Here is a 16,211-nt window from a genome sequence, read left to right on the forward strand (position 1 = left end):
TGTAATCGTTCCAAGAGTAATACCTGATGATGGGGTACTAATCGTTAGTGTTGCCGTTTCTGTACCTTCTACATCAGTATCATCAACAATAGTAAAAGTTACAGTACCTGTGGTCATACCATCAGCAATAGTAATCGTAGTACCACTTAAAGTAAAATCTGTGGCTGTAATTCCAGTTCCTGTAGTAGCAAGATCAATAGTTTGATCACCCACTACAGCTGTCGAAGAAGTAGCCGTAACCGTGATTACTGTACCTGCAGCTTCTGTACCTGTATTTGGTGAAACCGAAAGATTTACTGAAGAGGAAGGACTGAGTGTTCTTACATTATCTATATGATAAATTTCCCCTTGATTACCAACTCCGTCTTCTAGAAATAAATATACATCATAAACCGTATCAGACATAAGAGAAGAGATAATTTCCTCAATATCAGAATTAGCCAAGTCCATTAAAAAATTATCGTTAGTAGTTGCTCCAGTTCCATTTAGAATATCGTCATGATCTGGAGTTCCAGAAAAATTACCTGGATAAATGGCATAGTGTATTATTCCTGTTTCTGGTCCATTAACAACCAATGTAAATCCTGATAAAGTCTCATCAATTGCTTGAGGGTACCCAGTATTTAATGGTATAGCATAATGATCTCCTCCAAAAACAACATAGGCCTCTCCTGTTCGTTCTGTACTTCCTTCCGGTATTTCACCTGGGCTCCCTATAATAAAGTCAGCAATCCCGTCCCCATTAACATCACCATCACCACTTATGGGCCTTCCTATATTAGATACTCTAAAACCAGGAATAACAAATCCATTAGTTCCATCAAGAGTACTTTCATCTATAGGATCAGGAAATCCAGTAGTACTTCCAAATATGACATAGGCATCACGGTCTGACCCTCTTCCTCCATAACAAGCAATAAAGTCATTAATTCCATCCTGATTTACATCACCTATTGAAGCCGAAGTCAAAAATCCAGGGATTCTAAACCCAAGAGTATTATCTTCAATACTACTTAATGGTATATGAGAAGGAAAAGGTGGATCAGTTCGTCTTTTACCAAAAACTGCACTTTGTTCTGAGAAAAAATCATCGACTCCATCATCATTAATATCTCCCAAAGTCCCTGTAAATACTAAAAAACCACCTCCAGAATTATCAATAGTAAAACCATTTGTACCATCAAGAGCTTCCAAATCTACCAATGGATCAAAAGATGCTCGACCATAAAGTAAACGTGTCCTTTGTCCTCCAGTTCCCAGAGTCCCACTCCGAGACCATTCTCCTATTATGATATCATTAAAGCCATCTTGATTGATATCTCCAGCCCCTCCTACTAAATATCCTGCCCTTGAACTATTATATCTAGAAGTTCTAAAACCATTTGTACCGTCTAACCAAGATGCATCAACACTTACCGGAAAATTGGAATCACGCCCAAAAAAGATCCAGGTATCTCCTCCAATTCCTTTTCCTAGTATAAAATCATTATGGCCATCTCCATTTACATCTCCCAAAGAACCAATGTCATTTACTTGGGTTGAAATACTAGTTGTGGCGATAACAAATCCGGTAGAAACATTGATATCATTCCTATTCATAACCGCATTAAACGCTGTATCTTTACCATACAAAACAATAGTTCCTTCAGAAAATCTACTTGCTCCAATGATAACATCATCAATAGTATCCCCATTAATATCTCCAACTCCTTCTATTACCAATCCAATTGCTTCAGTTTCAACAATTCCTTCAAAAACGAAACCATTTGTGCCGTTAAGAGCAGTAACATCAACTGAAGCTGGAAACCCTGTATCTGAACCAAAAATAACATATGCTACTCCCGCACCGATTACCCCTCTGCGTTCAGCGCGACTTACAGTAATAGCAATATCCTCCAAACCATCATTATTGATATCTCCTATAAATTTGGTTTCTGCTCCAAACTGAGATGCTGGATTAATCCCTGGTATTCTAAATCCATTTGTACCATTTAAAGTACCCACATCAAAACTTGCTGGATAAAGCTGTTGAGCTTTGACACCACTATAAGTTAAATTAAATGCAATAATTAACATTATAAGCTTAACTATCTGAATATTTCCTTTTATACTTCCCATACTTCAAAAAATAATTCGTTTGCCACAAAACTATTCATGATCTTATCGACATCTATCACCATAAATGGGGTTTTACCATAATATACACCCCCCTGTTTTCAGGGGGTTTTTAATTTCAAAACAAAACACCTCTTCAATTCTTACATTAATTACTACTTCCTTTTATAGATCATACTCAAAATCATTTAATACTTAAAAAAAAACAGTTTATTTAGAATAAAACTATTCATGATTATCAGTATTAGTAGAATTTAAAATTAGATACCCATTCAACATACCCCCCTGTTTTCAGGGTATTGTTTTTCACTAGAAAAGGTGTTTTCCTCACCATGCTTCTATCTCATCTTTGTACTGTGATTTTTTAGTCTCTATATCACATCTTGATATATACAAATAATAGATATAGAGGCATTTTAAAAAACATATAAAGTAAAAAACAAGTACTAACCCTTAAAAACTAAAATTATGACTTGGGGAATCACTTTAATTCTATTGAGTATTATAGCAGTACCATCATTATTGCTATCTAAAAAACCAAATGCAAAAGAACTATTAGAAAAAATCGAACCTTATCAAGGCTGGATCGGACTTGTATTCTGTTTCTGGGGAGTGTGGGGAATTATCTCTGCAGTTCTTAACCTAGGATGGCTTACAACATATCCTATCTGGTGGATAACGCTATTAGCTGGAAACATTATCGAAGCTATTTTAGGATTTATGTTAGGTTTTGGTCTAATCAATAAACTCTTTTTATCCAAAAACGAGGCAGCTAAAGAAAAAGCTAATCAGCTTAGAGAAAAATTAGCTCCAAAACAAGGTAAACTAGGAATCTTAGGAATCATAGTTGGTTGTTGGATGATCGTTGCTTCTTTCTTATTCTTTATATAATTGAAAGTAACCAAAATTAAAATTCTAGAATAACAAGTATCTAAACCTATAAAGTAATACATCATGATCATATTCGGAACAGGTTCTTCTACAATACAACCTAAACAATTAGAAGGAGGAAGTTGCCCGCATTGTAATACACAAAATAATATGTGGATACAAGGGTATAAAAAATACTTCCACGTATTTTGGATACCATTCTTTCCTATCGGAAAAAAAGTATACACCGTCTGTGGTCATTGTAAAGGTGCTTTTGAAAAAAGAGAAATTCAAAACCAAGAGTTGATAACAAGTTTTACTGATTTCAAAAATAACCACATCAAAACTCCTTGGTATCACTTTATAGGCTTGATCATTTTTGCAGCAGCCGTTATGCTAATTGCCATACTACCTCTACTGGGTAAATAAAAATAAGTGTATCAAAATCTTTTTATCATGAAAAAACTCGTTTTTATACTACTATTAGCTATTACACCAAGTATAGCACAAGAAAATGGTAAAACATTAACCGTAGTTGGAGAAGCTAATAAGCAAGTAGAAGTTAGCAGTTATTTTCTCACTATTTCATTAAAACAAATCGTTGCAGATGGGTACCAGCAGCTAGAACCCAAAAGTTTGGCAGAGGTACAACAAATGTATAGTGACAAATTAAAAGCTATAGGTGTTGATTTTAGCAAATACAGCAAAAATATTCTTTATCAATTGTATGCATCTTACTCAGAAGTAAATGATGTTGCATACTACAATTACACCTCAACTTCTGAAGAAGAGATAATGAAAATTATCAAACAGAAAATGAACGGTTTAACTGTAGTACAAGTACAAGCAGATGCAAAGGAAAAAACAAATAAAGAATGGGCTGACTTAACCCTTACTGCTGTAGAAGATGCTAAAACAAAGGCGCAAAAAGCAGCCGAAGGACTTGGTAAAAAATTAGGTGAAATCACAAAGGTTGTGAATTCTGATACCAAAGCACAATACATAAACATGTACAAGCCAGACGAAATTCAAAAACATCTTGTAACGGTAACCTTTACCATAGAGTAAAAAACTTTTAAACACATTTAATAAATCATAAAAACCAAAAAATGAAAACAAAAATTCTAATTGTAGCAGCAATACTAGCTTTTGGAAGCACTTTTAACGCTAACGCACAAAAACTAAAGAAATTTGGTAGTTCTATTGAAAAAAAGATTGGTCCTAAAACTATAAAAGTACCATATACAGATGTCGTATCCTATATGGGATATGCTGCTCCTGGAAATGAAGATGAAGTAAAAGACGGAAAGAAATTTTATTACATCTATGTTTGGATACCTGCTGTTGCTCCAGAACTAGGAGTAAGAATGATGTCTCCTGTTGGTAAAACCAAAATCAAAAAGGCTACAAAATCTGCAGCATATACAGAAAATGCTGGTTCTAGTGATTATTTTGATACTTACATTACTCTAGAACGTTCTGATATTATAAGTAAAGATAACATTAGCGAAGAGGCTGCAAAAGCTGCTAACTGGGTAACCCTGGAACGTAATGACGATAGTGGTGAAATGCCTAAGCAACCAAGCGGAAGCGGATACAACTCATTATTAAGATATAAAAGTGAAGTAAGCGATCCTCTTAAAGCATTAACTGTTGGATTATACCGTATTGGTTTTACAACCTATAAGACTGGTGAAGTAAAAGGTACATTCTTAGCTGAAGTTGCAGCTCCGATAAAACTTCCTGGAGTAGTTATGGCAAAGACTATTGCAGACTTAAAAAAAGGGTTATAATATAAAATTGGAATATTAATCCCAATGGTTATTCCTATATTTTTTAATACAAAAATATGGGGATAACCACTTTTGTCAAATTCTTTTTTTTCTAAAACCCACGATTCGAAATGCAAGAAAACGATAACGAAAAACCAAAAAAAGAAAAAAATCTTTTGGATGATATTCTAGCCAATGCAATCTCTTCTACCAAAAAATATGAAGAAACAAATGCTGGTCTGGAAACTAAGAAATGTAAAGGTTGCGGAGCAGCCAGACCTGATGATACAGATCTTCAGTATTGTGATTTCTGCGGAGGTCAATTCTATTAAAATACAACTAACAACTCCTTACAACTATGTCTTTCACTGAAACACAAAATAGATGGGATGGTTTTCTCAAAAAAATTAAAGAACGATTTCAAGAAGTACTAGAAAAAACCGAAGCTGCATTACCTGTATTATTCGAAGCTACAGATTTTGAGACCACTACCTTTAGTAATGCCTGGCAAGGAATTTATTCTCAAGCTAGTGATTTGATTTATAAAATAGATGATACCTGGGATGAAAAAGTTGAAGAAGCTTTTGAAAACGCAGGTGTCGATTTTGGTTCAGATCAATTTAATAAAGAAAGAGACAAAGGGTTCCACACCAGATTTGATTTGGAACAAAAACTAAAATCATACGAAGTTAAAATTTTTGCAGATGCAGCAAAAAAATTAGTTCAGGAAGTAAAAGATACATTATCCAAAGATTTTTGTTGTACACAATGTCAGGCAAAACTTCCTGTAAAAGATAATTTTTTTAGATCCTATTACAGTACATGTGAGTATTGTCAGACTGTAAACACTTTTGAACCTGGAACCAAAGCTAGAAATATAGAACATTTTGCTGTTCATGCTTTAGGTGAAGAAGCTGCACTAGAACATTACCTACACCACGAGGAGCTTAAGTTTCAAAATTATCTTAAAAGTAAAGAAATCCACAAAAAAGAAGAATTAGATGCTATATATCAAAAATATGTAGAGACTTATCTTAAAAAAAGAATTGAAATTATCCCAGATTATAAAGATCGCTACGAAAAAGATTTTAAAGCTAAAACAGCATTTTTAACTAACTATTAGTAATTCTAAAAAGGAACAGCTATGTCAAATTCATTTAGTAATCAATTACGTTCGGTAATCGAATGGCAAGATCCAAAACCTGAAACTCTTTTTGAAAAATGGACAGAAGACGGAGATGAAATAAAAAACGCATCAAAGTTGATTGTAGGTCCAGGGCAAGGGTGTCTTTTTGTATACGAAGGAAAAGTGGAAGGCTTTTTTGAAGAAGAGGGCCTATATGACCTTAAAACAGGAAATATTCCTTTTTGGACAACGATCAAAAACATTATGTACAAGTTTGAATCTGCTCATAAAGTAGGTATCTTCTTTTACAGAAAGGCTGAAATGCAAAATATACGTTGGGGAACTCCTTCTCCAATTACATATAAAGATCCTGTTTATAATTTTCCTGTGGGACTTGGCGCCTTTGGAAATTTCTCTTTTAAAATCACAAAACCTGTTGATTTTTTTAGAAATGTGATCGCTGGTGATGATTATTATCCTGTAAAGGCCATACAAAAAGTTATCTTATCCAGAATTACTCAGCCAATAAGTGATTTTCTTGCCAATGCTTCTTTTAGTTATACAGAAATTGATAAACATCGTAATGAAATTGCATCATTTTCTAAGAATTCATGCACTCAGATTTTTGACGAGCTTGGATTTGAATTGCTTGATTTTAGAATAGAAGGCACCAGTTTTGACGAAGAAACCAAAACTAGAATAGGAAGAATTGCAGATATGAGTGCAGAAGCTCAAGCAATGAAAGAGTTAGGCGTTAGTTATCAAGATTATCAACAACTTGAAGCCTTAAAAAATATGGCAAAAAATGAAGGAGGAGGTAACATTGGTATGCAAATGGGAGCTGGATTAGGAATGGGGCAAATGTTAGGGAACATGATGAATAATCAGAATAACCAAAACCAAGGACAGCAGGCTTCGCAACAACAATCTCCACAACAACAAAACACTCCTCCACAAAATGATGATCCAATGCAAAAATTAGAAAAATTAAAAAAAATGTTTGATGCTGGATTTATCGATGAGCAGGAGTACAAACAAAAAAAACAAGAAATATTATCTCAATTTTAATACAAAATCAATCTTAAAAATTAAAGACTATGAGCACTATAAATGAATTATATCAAAATGTTTCAGGAAAAAACAAAGATGAATATAGAGACTATTTATTAGTACTAGATCGCATGGATTGGCATAGTTATGATTATACTACATGGCCATGTGCAGATCTTTCTTTTCAGGATCTTGATACTAACGAGAACTATGATGTCTGGCCATTTAAACCAAATTTAAACGAGCCTCATTGGGTTGACCTTAATAATCAATTTCCTTCTGGCATAAGAAGGTACGGATATGTAAATAAATTTGTAATGCCTGAGCAAGTTCGTGAACTTTCTCATGATGATGCTACAGATATACTAAACGATATTAAAGACCTCAAAGACAATAATGCAGAAGAGTTTAATGATCAGATCAATGAATATGGATTCTCTGATGAAAAACATTTTTTATGGGGAATAGCTTTATTAGATGATGCAGAAGAGAAAGCATATGATGCTGCAGATGATTTCTTAAAAGAACAAAAAGCTAAATTAGATGCTCAAATGGATGCTCATGTAGAAGCGGCAGAAGCAGGTGGTTTATTAGATCCTATTTCGGGGATTGATATGGAAACCTGGGCTGCTGCTAATGCGAAGATTGCAGGAGGTATGGATCTAGAAGAAGTACTAAAAGTAGTTGGAACCGAAAAACCTATCTGGGATGAAGTCTCTGCAGAGTGGACGGCAAGAATGTCCCAAGATACTACATTTGCAATATCAAAGGTGTATGGTGATGCATTTATGAATTCAAATATTGGAAAATTTGCAAGTGAAGAAACTAATCAAGGTTCAGCATCAAGCAGCTCTAATGGTAGTGGTGGTTTAAATGAAGTAATGGAAGATTTTGAGCTATATATCAAAATTATGTGTCATCAAAACATGGGAGCTACACAAGGAAAAGATGCTGCTTCAATTTTACAAGAATATGGGCTTACAGTTACCGATTGGAGTTCTGTAGGGGCGCACTGGTCTCCAAAAATGGCTACAGATACACGTATGGCACTCCAAATGGGTGAACTTATGGAGAAATACAATGCAGAATTTGCATCGGCAAAAGCAGGTGATGATATAGATTTCTAAAATCAATTTAAAAGATGACCCGGGGTTTGTTGAATCCCCATAACACTACACTACGAATACTGTGAAACCGGGTCATCTTGTTCTATACATCAAAAACAAATTACAAACACACATTAAACTTTTGAGAAACATCGATGCAAATCACTGAAAATCAAAATCTTAAATTGATTAAAAATATAATATTTCATTATGAGTATCATTCTCGTTAGAAAAGTTCATATTTGCGTAAATAATTATTTCAATATATTTAACAAAATATTAAATAGAAATAATGCGTGTGTCTAACCAACTAATCATTAATAACTATAACTAAATCAATTATTATGAAAACAAAAATCTTAATTCTACTAGCCATCTTTGCTTTGGGAACATCTGTCGAGACTCAAGCTCAAAAACTTGGTAAATTTGGTGGTTTAACTGAAAAAAAAATAGGTCCTAAAACTATAAAAGTACCATATACTGATATTGTATCTTACATGGGATATGCAGCTCCTGGTAACGAAGATGAAGTAAAAGATGGGAAGAAATTTTATTATATCTATGTATGGATACCTGCTGTAGCACCAGAACTAGGAGTAAGAATGATGTCTCCTGTAGGTAAAACTAAAGTAAAGGGAGCTACTTCATCTGCTGCGTATACAGAAAATGCTGGATCTAAAGATTTCTTTGATACATATATTACATTAGAGCGTTCTGATATTATTAGTAAAGATAATATTACAGAAGAAGGTGCAAAAAATGCAAATTGGACTACCTTAGAACGTAATGATGATAGTAGTGAAATGCCAAAACAACCTAGTGGAAGTAAATACAACTCACTATTAAGATATAAAAGTGAAGTAAGTGATCCTCTTAAAGCATTAACTGTTGGGTTATACCGTATTGGTTTTACTACATACAAAACTGGTGAAGTAAAAGGTACATTTTTAGCACAAGTTGCAGCTCCAATAAAATTACCTGGAGTAGTAATGGCTAAAACTATTGAAGATTTAAAAAAAGGACTATAATAAGTTCTAAATAACAGACACACGATAAATACAATCTCCCTATGTTTTCTATAAAAGAAAATATAGGGAGATTTGTTTTGTAATAATATTTACAAAGGTAACCTGGCTTTCATCTTTTCGACAATATTAAATGCTGCAGGACATATAGCCACATTCTTTAGTGTTAAATTGGATATTTGCTGAAATTTTTTACGATCTGTATGAGGATATTCACGGCAAGCTTTTGGCCTTACTTCATAAATACTACAATAATTATCTGCTCCAAGAAAAGTACAAGGCGTTCCTTGTAAAATCAAATCTCCATCCTCATCTATTTGCAAGTATTGTTCTTCAAATTGCCTGGGTTTCATCTTTAAGAATTTTGCAATTCGTTCTACATCTTTATCTGTAAACAATGGCCCGGTAGTTTTACAACAATTTCCGCAAGACAAACAGTCGGTAACACTAAACTCTTCGTCGTGCAAATCCTGCATGATATGATCCAACTTTTTGGGCGGTTTTTTTTTAAGTTTAGCAAAGAACTTTTTATTCTCGTTATGTTTATCTTTGGCCAGTCGTGGTAATTGATCTATAAATTCTTGCATACTGCAAAAATAAGATTTTTAAGCACTAATCATAACCATCAAAATCATAAACCCAAAAAGGATGAATACAGATGTCTTTGGAAAGGCTATCAAAGATTTTTATAATAAGGAATATACAGAAGATATTGTCGTGAAAGCTGATGATTTTGATGATGATCATATACCTATACCTTATCTTTTCAGATCTTATCCAGAAATGCCTAAAATAGAACAAAAAGCATTAGATATTTCTTACGGAAAAGTACTTGATGTTGGATGCGGTGCAGGTAGTCATAGTCTATTTCTTCAGGACAAAAAAAAACTCTATGTGACTGCAATTGATATTTCGGAAGGTGCCGTAGAAATCTGTAAAAAAAGAGGGATTCAAAATGCGCTGACTCAGGATATTTTTCAATATAATCACACATCATTTGACACTATACTATTCTTAATGAATGGGAGTGGCATTATAGGTACTTTGAGTAATATTGATATGTTCTTCACACATATAAAAAGACTCTTAATTCCTGGTGGGCAAATTCTTATGGATTCTTCAGACATTTCATATCTTTTTCAAGATGATGATGGGGGTTTTTGGGTAGATGCATCTGCTGGATATTATGGCGAAATGAGGTACTCATTACAATATAAAAATCAAGAATCAGAAAAATTTGACTGGTTATATATTGACTATAATACATTACAAAATGCAGCTAATACTAATGGTTTTTTAACCGAATTGTTATTTGAAGGAGAAAACAACGACTACTTAGCCAGACTTACTTTAGCAATTTAAAAAAATACTTCTTACACTAAAATTGATGGTACAATCTTTGTAGCACAGAAGTACATACAAAAACAATGTTAAAGTAAAAATAAGATACTGTGTAAATTCGTTTATTTACCAACACTAACTAATCCTTAAAAATACTCCTGTGCAAATAACAAAATTTTTAACCTACTTATTGATCTCTTCATTTATTCTCATTGGGTGTTCTAATGATGATGATAATACTCCTTCAACTAATGCCTTACAGGTAAACAATAAACAACCACTTGGTAGTTCTGCGAATGACCTTCTAAGCGCTACAAATTTTACCAGTATCACTATAGAAATGGTATCTGTACAAGGGTTTGAACCATCAGCTACTGCTGTAAATGGATTTAGAGATTTTTTGCAGGAAAGATTATTTAAGCCCGATGGAATTACCATTACTCAACGTTCTGTTCCTTCTTCTGGTAAAGCTCCTTTTACTATCGAAGAAATTGCAGAAATAGAAAATGATACCAGAACATTATTCAATGAAGATGGTAATATCACTGTATATGTATATTTTGCAGATGGAAGTAGAGAAGATGACACAACTGAACAAGTAACTTTGGGCTCTGCTTATCTCAACACTTCTATGGTTATTTATCAAGGTACATTGCTGGCATTAAACGCAAGGCCTAACTCCCCTGCTCTTAGCACAGTAGAAATTGCTACACTTAATCATGAATTTGCTCACCTAATGGGATTAGTCGACCTAGGAAGTCCTTTACAATCCCAACATGAAGATGAAGAAGCTGAAGGTCACTGTAATGTTTCTAATTGTCTAATGGAAGCGGCTATACAATTTGGCAGTGGTATGATGGGTATGGGAGATGTAATTCCAGAACTGGACCCTCAATGCATTGCAGATTTACAAGCTAACGGTGGAAGATAAAATGAATATAACCAAATCATTCGTATACACCTTTTGTAAAGACAATTAAGAACCACTTAAAAATGACAACAAAGTATTTCTATAGGTTAAACTTATAGGAATATGCATTTTTTTAATTTCTACATACTCTTTTGTATATGTTTTTATTTTTCTGGTATTTACGATATAGGATTTATGTATACGCATAAAAGATTGTGATGGTAACCTTAATATAAGATCGCTCATTTTTTCATACACAACCAATGTATCTTCTATAGTATGAATTTTTACATAGTTACTTAAACCTTCGATATAAAGTAATTCTGAAAAATTGACTTTTACCATTTTTTTATCAGCTTTGATAAAAATATGATCCGTAACAGGAGGAATAACAATATTAGAAAATTGAGGTGTCATTTTCTGAATCGCTTTTAGAAAACGGTCAAAAGAAAAAGGTTTTAATAAATAATCAACAGCACTAAGATCAAATCCCTCTAAAGCAAATTCTCGATGTGCAGTGGTAAAAACTATTTTGACTTTATTTTCTATAATTTTTGCTAGGTTCAAACCAGAAAGTTTAGGCATTTCTATATCCAGAAAAACCAGGTCTACTGGATTATTCTGAAGATAATCAAGAACCTCCAGGGCATTCTTAAATTCTGCAATTAGTTCTAAGTTTGAAACATCACCGATATACTTTTTTAAAATATTTCTAGCAGTCTGCTCGTCATCTACTATAATACATTGAAGTTTCATCTGTTTATTTTATTAGTCTGAGTCATTTCACAGTTATTTTTCAAACACAATCACATCTTTATACATTAATTTTCAATACAATAGAGTATAATTTATCCTCATCTTCAATTTGCAATTCGTATTGATCATCATACAAAATATTTAATCTTTTCTTGATATTTTCTAATCCGATACCTTTGGGAGAGGAATCCTCAATAGTTTGATCCGGTTTAGAATTTTTAACCTCATAGATCAATTGACCATCGACAACTTCTAATTTAACAAATATATGGGCAATTCTTGTTTCATTTTTTAAACTATGTTTGAAAGCATTTTCAACAAATGGTACCAAAATCAAAGGAGGTATAGATATCTGATTGATATTTTCTGGGATGGATACTTCTACTGCTACTCTATCGTCGAATCGAGATTTCTCAAGATCAATAAAATCATTTAATAAATTGATTTCCTTCTCTAAAAGAATAAATTTTTGAGTACTCTCATATAGAGAGAAACTAAGAAAATCAGATAATTTGAGAATCAATTCAGGAGTCTTTTTCGAGTTTTCCAGTGACAATCCATAAATGTTATTTAATGTATTAAAAAGAAAATGAGGATTGATCTGCGATTTCAGGTATTTTAACTCTGATTGTAATTTTTCGTTTTCAAGGGTTTTAGCTCGCTTTTGCAGTTCTGCTACCTTCCATATCACAGAAATTCCAATAATGAGAATTAAAGGGGACGCAATAATCATAGAAGTCTGCAGAAATTTATACGGTAGCCACACTCCAAAATCATACAAATCAGAGTAAAACATGGATAGTATCTTGTAATTGGCTAGTCGTTGGATAAACCCTGCAACAATTAATGTTAATAGTGTATATGTAAAATATTTTGCTGTTTTTCCTTGCAATAAAAATCTAGGAAGTAAAACAAAGTAATTAAAATAAACAACAATAAGCCGCATGGGCATATTCATAAGCTCAAAAGCTAATGCCTCTGTATATTTTCCTTTATAACTAGCTTCAACTACAGTAAATATAGCAGTATATATAATCCAAAATCCTATATGAAACCAGATGCTTTTAATTTTCATTGATAACAAAGCTATAGGATTTTCGGATTTGACACTCACTTAAACCTATAATTTATGTAAACCCATAATTTATTTATGTGTAATGAATTTACATAAGTAAAGAGTAAGCACACATCAAAAAAATGAAGATTTATATAAAATTAATCTTTTCGATTTCTTTATGAAATACATTAGTTATGCTGGAAAACACTTTATGTAATTCGCATTTTTAAAAGAACACCAATGAAGAAGGTTATTTACATCTTATTTTTTGCTGGATTTAGTTTTTCAGGAATCGCTCAAGAACCAATAGAACAATTTAATAAAAGTTTTATAGCTTTTACAATTCCTGAAAAAGATTTGCTACCCGAAAATGTTGCATATGACAACAATGATGGAACTTTTTATATTGGAAGTACCCGAAAAGGAAAAATTATAAAACGAACAAAAGATGGACTATATCAGGACTTTATAAAACCTAAACAAGATGGTTTACATATGATTATTGGGATGAAAGTTGATCCGGTAAGAAAACATCTATGGGTATGTAGTTCTGGAGGAAATAACCTTATTGGATATACCAAAAACGACACGATAGAAGGTCGCCCTTCTGGAATTTTTAAGTACGACCTGACAACCGGGAAACTTATTAAAAAATATTGGGTAGATATCCCTGGAGAAGTTCATTTCTTTAATGATATTACTTTGGATGCATCTGGAAATATATATGCTACCCATATGTTTTCTAAACCTAAACTATATACTATACAAAAAGATGAAGGTCGATTAAAAGTCTTATCTGACCTCTCTGAATTAAGATATCCTAATGGAATAACGATTTCTAATGATAATACATATTTGTTTATTGCTTGTACTGAAGGAATTGCCCGTGTACATATCAAAACTGGTAAAAAAGAAATATTACAATGTTTTGAAGGTATTAAAGTAACAGAAGAAAAAAGCGTTGATGGGCTATATTTTTATAAAAACTCTCTAATTGGTATTCAACCTGATGAGAATTCGGTTAGAAAATTAGTACTTAATACAGAACAGAATACAATCATTAAAACGATACTAATAGAATATAATCATCCAATGATGAATAATCCATCAACTGGTGTTTTGATAGAAGATGAGTTGTACTATATCGCAAATGCTCAGTTTGGAAGTTTCAATAAAGATGGATCTCTTTTTCCTATGGAAAAATTATACGAACCTACAATCCTAAAAGTAAAATTGGATGATCAGAATTAATAAAAGAACACTTAAAACCGAAACATAGATAAAGAAAATTAAATAGGCCTCTTTCAAAAACAATCAAAAAACAATCAAAAATCGAACAGACAATCGAATGAGGTCTATTTTTTTTAATATTTTATGTTGATCAGTATATTATGATTTGTACAACAAATTAATATACCTTCTTTCCTGCTAAATATGTAGTTTTTACCTTTATTTTTGGAATTTGATCTTCTTCGACTTCCATGATATTGTCTTCAAGAATTACAAAATCAGCAAATTTCCCTGTGGTTATACTTCCTTTTTCTAATTCCTCAAAATTACTATATGCTGCCCAAATAGTCATCCCTTTTAGCGTTTCTTCTCTTGTAAGCGCATTTTCTTTTTGAAAGCCTCCTTCTGGATATTGTTTTAAATCTTTTCGTGCTACTGCGGCATAAAAAGTATAAAAAGGACTTACATGTTCTACAGGATAATCAGTTCCTAAAGCAACTTTACCCGTTTTTTCCAGTAATTTTTTATATGCATATGCTCCTTTAATACGATCTTCTCCTAATCGCTCATCAGCCCAATACATATCACTGGTAGCATGGGTGGGTTGCACACTCATTACCAAGTTATCATTAAGAATATCAAATTCTTCTGGAGCTACTACCTGAGCATGCTCTACACGCCATCTTCTATCTGATTTATTCTGTAATACTTCATAATATGTTTTCATCACTACTGCATTTGCAGAATCACCAATAGCATGTGTATTCATCTGAAATGGAGATCCTGCTAGTCGTTTTGCTAACGTTTTAAAATCAGCATTCCCTATTACCATTGCTCCATGATGGTTTTCTTTATCTGAATATGGCTCTTTTAATGTAGCCCCTCGAGATCCTAATGCTCCATCTGCGTATACCTTAAAAGAAGAAACATTCAGTTTATCTGTTTTATACACTCCTTTTTCTAAATAATAATCTACGTATTCTGACACATTACTCACCATAGTATACATTCTAATCTTCAACTCATCGTTTTTTTGCAAACTATCAATTAAAGCAATTACTTCTGGGCTTAATCCAGCATCATCTACTGTAGTCAATCCATAACTAAAGTTAATCGCTTCTGCATCCTTTAGTGCTTGTATCTGCTCCTTTATCGTTGGTTGAGGGATAACCGACCTAATCAATCCCATAGGGTTATCAATAAGTACCCCTGTGAGTTTTCCTTCTTTTTGAACAATTTCTCCACCTTCTATCTTTGTATCAATTGTAATTTTGGCAAGATCTAAGGCTTTCTGATTTACAATCATCGCATGACCATCAACCCTTGTAATAGCCACCGGGGTATCAGGAAACAAACTATCTAACTTTTCTTTTGTTGGAAATTCTTTTACCTCCCAATCATTTTGATCCCAACCTCTTCCGGTTATAAATGGCACATTTTTTTCCTTTTGAAATCCAACAATACGATCCAATACTTCCTTATAACTTTTAGTACCAACTAAGTCAACTTTTTGTTGTTGTAATCCAAGTCCATAAAAATGACAATGAGCATCAATCAATCCTGGCACAATTGTTTTTCCTTTAGCATCCAAAGTATCACCTGCGTCATATCCATTTAACAACTCATCATTACTACCAACATCTAAGAATTTACCATCTTTTATCACAAAGGCTTCAGCTTTTGGATATGCATCATCGACTGTATATACATTGGCATTTAGCACAAGTAAATCTACTTTCTCTTTGTGTTGTTGACATGAAACAACAGATAGTGCGATGATAAATAATAAAGGAAATTTTTTCATTATAGTTGAGTTTAAAGGCCTAAATGTAAATATATCTTAGTAGTGAAGT

Annotated in this window: 16 protein-coding genes and 1 pseudogene; 12 read left to right on the top strand and 5 right to left on the bottom strand. The window is 32.9% G+C overall.

Annotated elements, in window-relative coordinates; translation table 11 throughout:
- A pseudogene (locus PQF96_RS05860) lies at nt 1–2,118 on the bottom strand (hypothetical protein); the annotation flags it as partial.
- 465 nt (nt 2,119–2,583) lie between these two features.
- Here PQF96_RS05860 and PQF96_RS05865 point away from each other — a divergent pair.
- From PQF96_RS05865 to PQF96_RS05905, 9 genes are all read left to right on the top strand, one after another.
- Nucleotides 2,584–3,006, top strand: a complete 423-nt coding sequence (locus PQF96_RS05865) for a hypothetical protein (RefSeq protein WP_109434842.1) — start codon at nt 2,584–2,586, stop codon at nt 3,004–3,006.
- A 63-nt stretch (nt 3,007–3,069) separates the two neighbouring features.
- Nucleotides 3,070–3,414, top strand: a complete 345-nt coding sequence (locus PQF96_RS05870) for a zinc-ribbon domain-containing protein (protein ID WP_109434841.1) — start codon at nt 3,070–3,072, stop codon at nt 3,412–3,414.
- Nucleotides 3,415–3,441: 27 nt separating this feature from the next.
- Entirely contained in the window at nt 3,442–4,053 is a 612-nt protein-coding gene (locus PQF96_RS05875; RefSeq protein ID WP_109434840.1) for an SIMPL domain-containing protein, read from the top strand.
- Between the two features lie 41 nt (nt 4,054–4,094).
- Complete coding sequence (locus PQF96_RS05880) at nt 4,095–4,778, top strand: Lipl32 family lipoprotein (RefSeq protein WP_271765406.1); 684 nt, start codon at nt 4,095–4,097, stop codon at nt 4,776–4,778.
- Between the two features lie 110 nt (nt 4,779–4,888).
- A complete protein-coding gene (locus PQF96_RS05885; protein ID WP_109434838.1) occupies nt 4,889–5,089 on the top strand; it encodes a hypothetical protein in 201 nt (66 codons plus the stop codon).
- 26 nt (nt 5,090–5,115) lie between these two features.
- Complete coding sequence (locus tag PQF96_RS05890) at nt 5,116–5,880, top strand: hypothetical protein (protein WP_271765407.1); 765 nt, start codon at nt 5,116–5,118, stop codon at nt 5,878–5,880.
- A 21-nt stretch (nt 5,881–5,901) separates the two neighbouring features.
- Nucleotides 5,902–6,951, top strand: coding sequence for an SPFH domain-containing protein (locus PQF96_RS05895; protein ID WP_109434836.1), 1,050 nt, complete (start codon nt 5,902–5,904; stop codon nt 6,949–6,951).
- 29 nt (nt 6,952–6,980) lie between these two features.
- On the top strand, nt 6,981–8,060 hold the full coding sequence (locus PQF96_RS05900) for a DUF6620 family protein (RefSeq protein WP_109434835.1): 1,080 nt from the start codon (nt 6,981–6,983) through the stop codon (nt 8,058–8,060).
- 323 nt (nt 8,061–8,383) lie between these two features.
- The gene (locus PQF96_RS05905; RefSeq protein WP_109434834.1) at nt 8,384–9,067 is read left to right on the top strand and encodes a Lipl32 family lipoprotein; all 684 of its coding nucleotides are present in this window, start codon (nt 8,384–8,386) and stop codon (nt 9,065–9,067) included.
- 89 nt (nt 9,068–9,156) lie between these two features.
- Here PQF96_RS05905 and PQF96_RS05910 read toward each other — a convergent pair whose 3' ends face one another.
- Nucleotides 9,157–9,651, bottom strand: coding sequence for a YkgJ family cysteine cluster protein (locus PQF96_RS05910; RefSeq protein WP_109434833.1), 495 nt, complete (start codon nt 9,649–9,651; stop codon nt 9,157–9,159).
- A gap of 61 nt (nt 9,652–9,712) precedes the next feature.
- Here PQF96_RS05910 and PQF96_RS05915 point away from each other — a divergent pair, with 61 nt between their 5' ends.
- Nucleotides 9,713–10,426 (top strand): class I SAM-dependent methyltransferase, encoded by a 714-nt coding sequence (locus PQF96_RS05915; RefSeq protein ID WP_271765408.1) that lies wholly within the window; start codon nt 9,713–9,715, stop codon nt 10,424–10,426.
- Between the two features lie 139 nt (nt 10,427–10,565).
- Nucleotides 10,566–11,336, top strand: a complete 771-nt coding sequence (locus PQF96_RS05920) for a hypothetical protein (protein ID WP_235010910.1) — start codon at nt 10,566–10,568, stop codon at nt 11,334–11,336.
- Nucleotides 11,337–11,381: 45 nt separating this feature from the next.
- Here PQF96_RS05920 and PQF96_RS05925 read toward each other — a convergent pair whose 3' ends face one another.
- Together PQF96_RS05925 and PQF96_RS05930 are read right to left on the bottom strand one after the other, a co-directional pair.
- A complete protein-coding gene (locus tag PQF96_RS05925) occupies nt 11,382–12,071 on the bottom strand; it encodes a LytR/AlgR family response regulator transcription factor (protein WP_271765409.1) in 690 nt (229 codons plus the stop codon).
- A gap of 58 nt (nt 12,072–12,129) precedes the next feature.
- Nucleotides 12,130–13,146, bottom strand: a complete 1,017-nt coding sequence (locus tag PQF96_RS05930) for a sensor histidine kinase (RefSeq protein WP_271765410.1) — start codon at nt 13,144–13,146, stop codon at nt 12,130–12,132.
- Between the two features lie 222 nt (nt 13,147–13,368).
- Between PQF96_RS05930 and PQF96_RS05935 the strand changes: the two genes are divergently transcribed.
- Nucleotides 13,369–14,379 (top strand): SMP-30/gluconolactonase/LRE family protein, encoded by a 1,011-nt coding sequence (locus PQF96_RS05935; protein WP_271765411.1) that lies wholly within the window; start codon nt 13,369–13,371, stop codon nt 14,377–14,379.
- A gap of 157 nt (nt 14,380–14,536) precedes the next feature.
- On the opposite strand, the gene PQF96_RS05940 is transcribed toward PQF96_RS05935, so the two are convergent.
- Nucleotides 14,537–16,162, bottom strand: coding sequence for an amidohydrolase (locus tag PQF96_RS05940; protein ID WP_271765412.1), 1,626 nt, complete (start codon nt 16,160–16,162; stop codon nt 14,537–14,539).
- Between the last annotated feature and the right edge of the window lie 49 nt (nt 16,163–16,211).

This window comes from Aquimarina algiphila, assembly GCF_947494415.1.
Classification (GTDB): Bacteria; Bacteroidota; Bacteroidia; order Flavobacteriales; family Flavobacteriaceae; genus Aquimarina; species Aquimarina algiphila.

Coding starts and splice junctions, on each gene's coding strand:
- PQF96_RS05865 (WP_109434842.1), top strand. CDS start 2,584: ATGACTTGGGGAATCACTTTAATTCTATTGAGTATTATAGCAGTACCA.
- PQF96_RS05870 (WP_109434841.1), top strand. CDS start 3,070: ATGATCATATTCGGAACAGGTTCTTCTACAATACAACCTAAACAATTA.
- PQF96_RS05875 (WP_109434840.1), top strand. CDS start 3,442: ATGAAAAAACTCGTTTTTATACTACTATTAGCTATTACACCAAGTATA.
- PQF96_RS05880 (WP_271765406.1), top strand. CDS start 4,095: ATGAAAACAAAAATTCTAATTGTAGCAGCAATACTAGCTTTTGGAAGC.
- PQF96_RS05885 (WP_109434838.1), top strand. CDS start 4,889: ATGCAAGAAAACGATAACGAAAAACCAAAAAAAGAAAAAAATCTTTTG.
- PQF96_RS05890 (WP_271765407.1), top strand. CDS start 5,116: ATGTCTTTCACTGAAACACAAAATAGATGGGATGGTTTTCTCAAAAAA.
- PQF96_RS05895 (WP_109434836.1), top strand. CDS start 5,902: ATGTCAAATTCATTTAGTAATCAATTACGTTCGGTAATCGAATGGCAA.
- PQF96_RS05900 (WP_109434835.1), top strand. CDS start 6,981: ATGAGCACTATAAATGAATTATATCAAAATGTTTCAGGAAAAAACAAA.
- PQF96_RS05905 (WP_109434834.1), top strand. CDS start 8,384: ATGAAAACAAAAATCTTAATTCTACTAGCCATCTTTGCTTTGGGAACA.
- PQF96_RS05910 (WP_109434833.1), bottom strand. CDS start 9,651: ATGCAAGAATTTATAGATCAATTACCACGACTGGCCAAAGATAAACAT.
- PQF96_RS05915 (WP_271765408.1), top strand. CDS start 9,713: ATGAATACAGATGTCTTTGGAAAGGCTATCAAAGATTTTTATAATAAG.
- PQF96_RS05925 (WP_271765409.1), bottom strand. CDS start 12,071: ATGAAACTTCAATGTATTATAGTAGATGACGAGCAGACTGCTAGAAAT.
- PQF96_RS05930 (WP_271765410.1), bottom strand. CDS start 13,146: ATGAAAATTAAAAGCATCTGGTTTCATATAGGATTTTGGATTATATAT.
- PQF96_RS05935 (WP_271765411.1), top strand. CDS start 13,369: ATGAAGAAGGTTATTTACATCTTATTTTTTGCTGGATTTAGTTTTTCA.
- PQF96_RS05940 (WP_271765412.1), bottom strand. CDS start 16,162: ATGAAAAAATTTCCTTTATTATTTATCATCGCACTATCTGTTGTTTCA.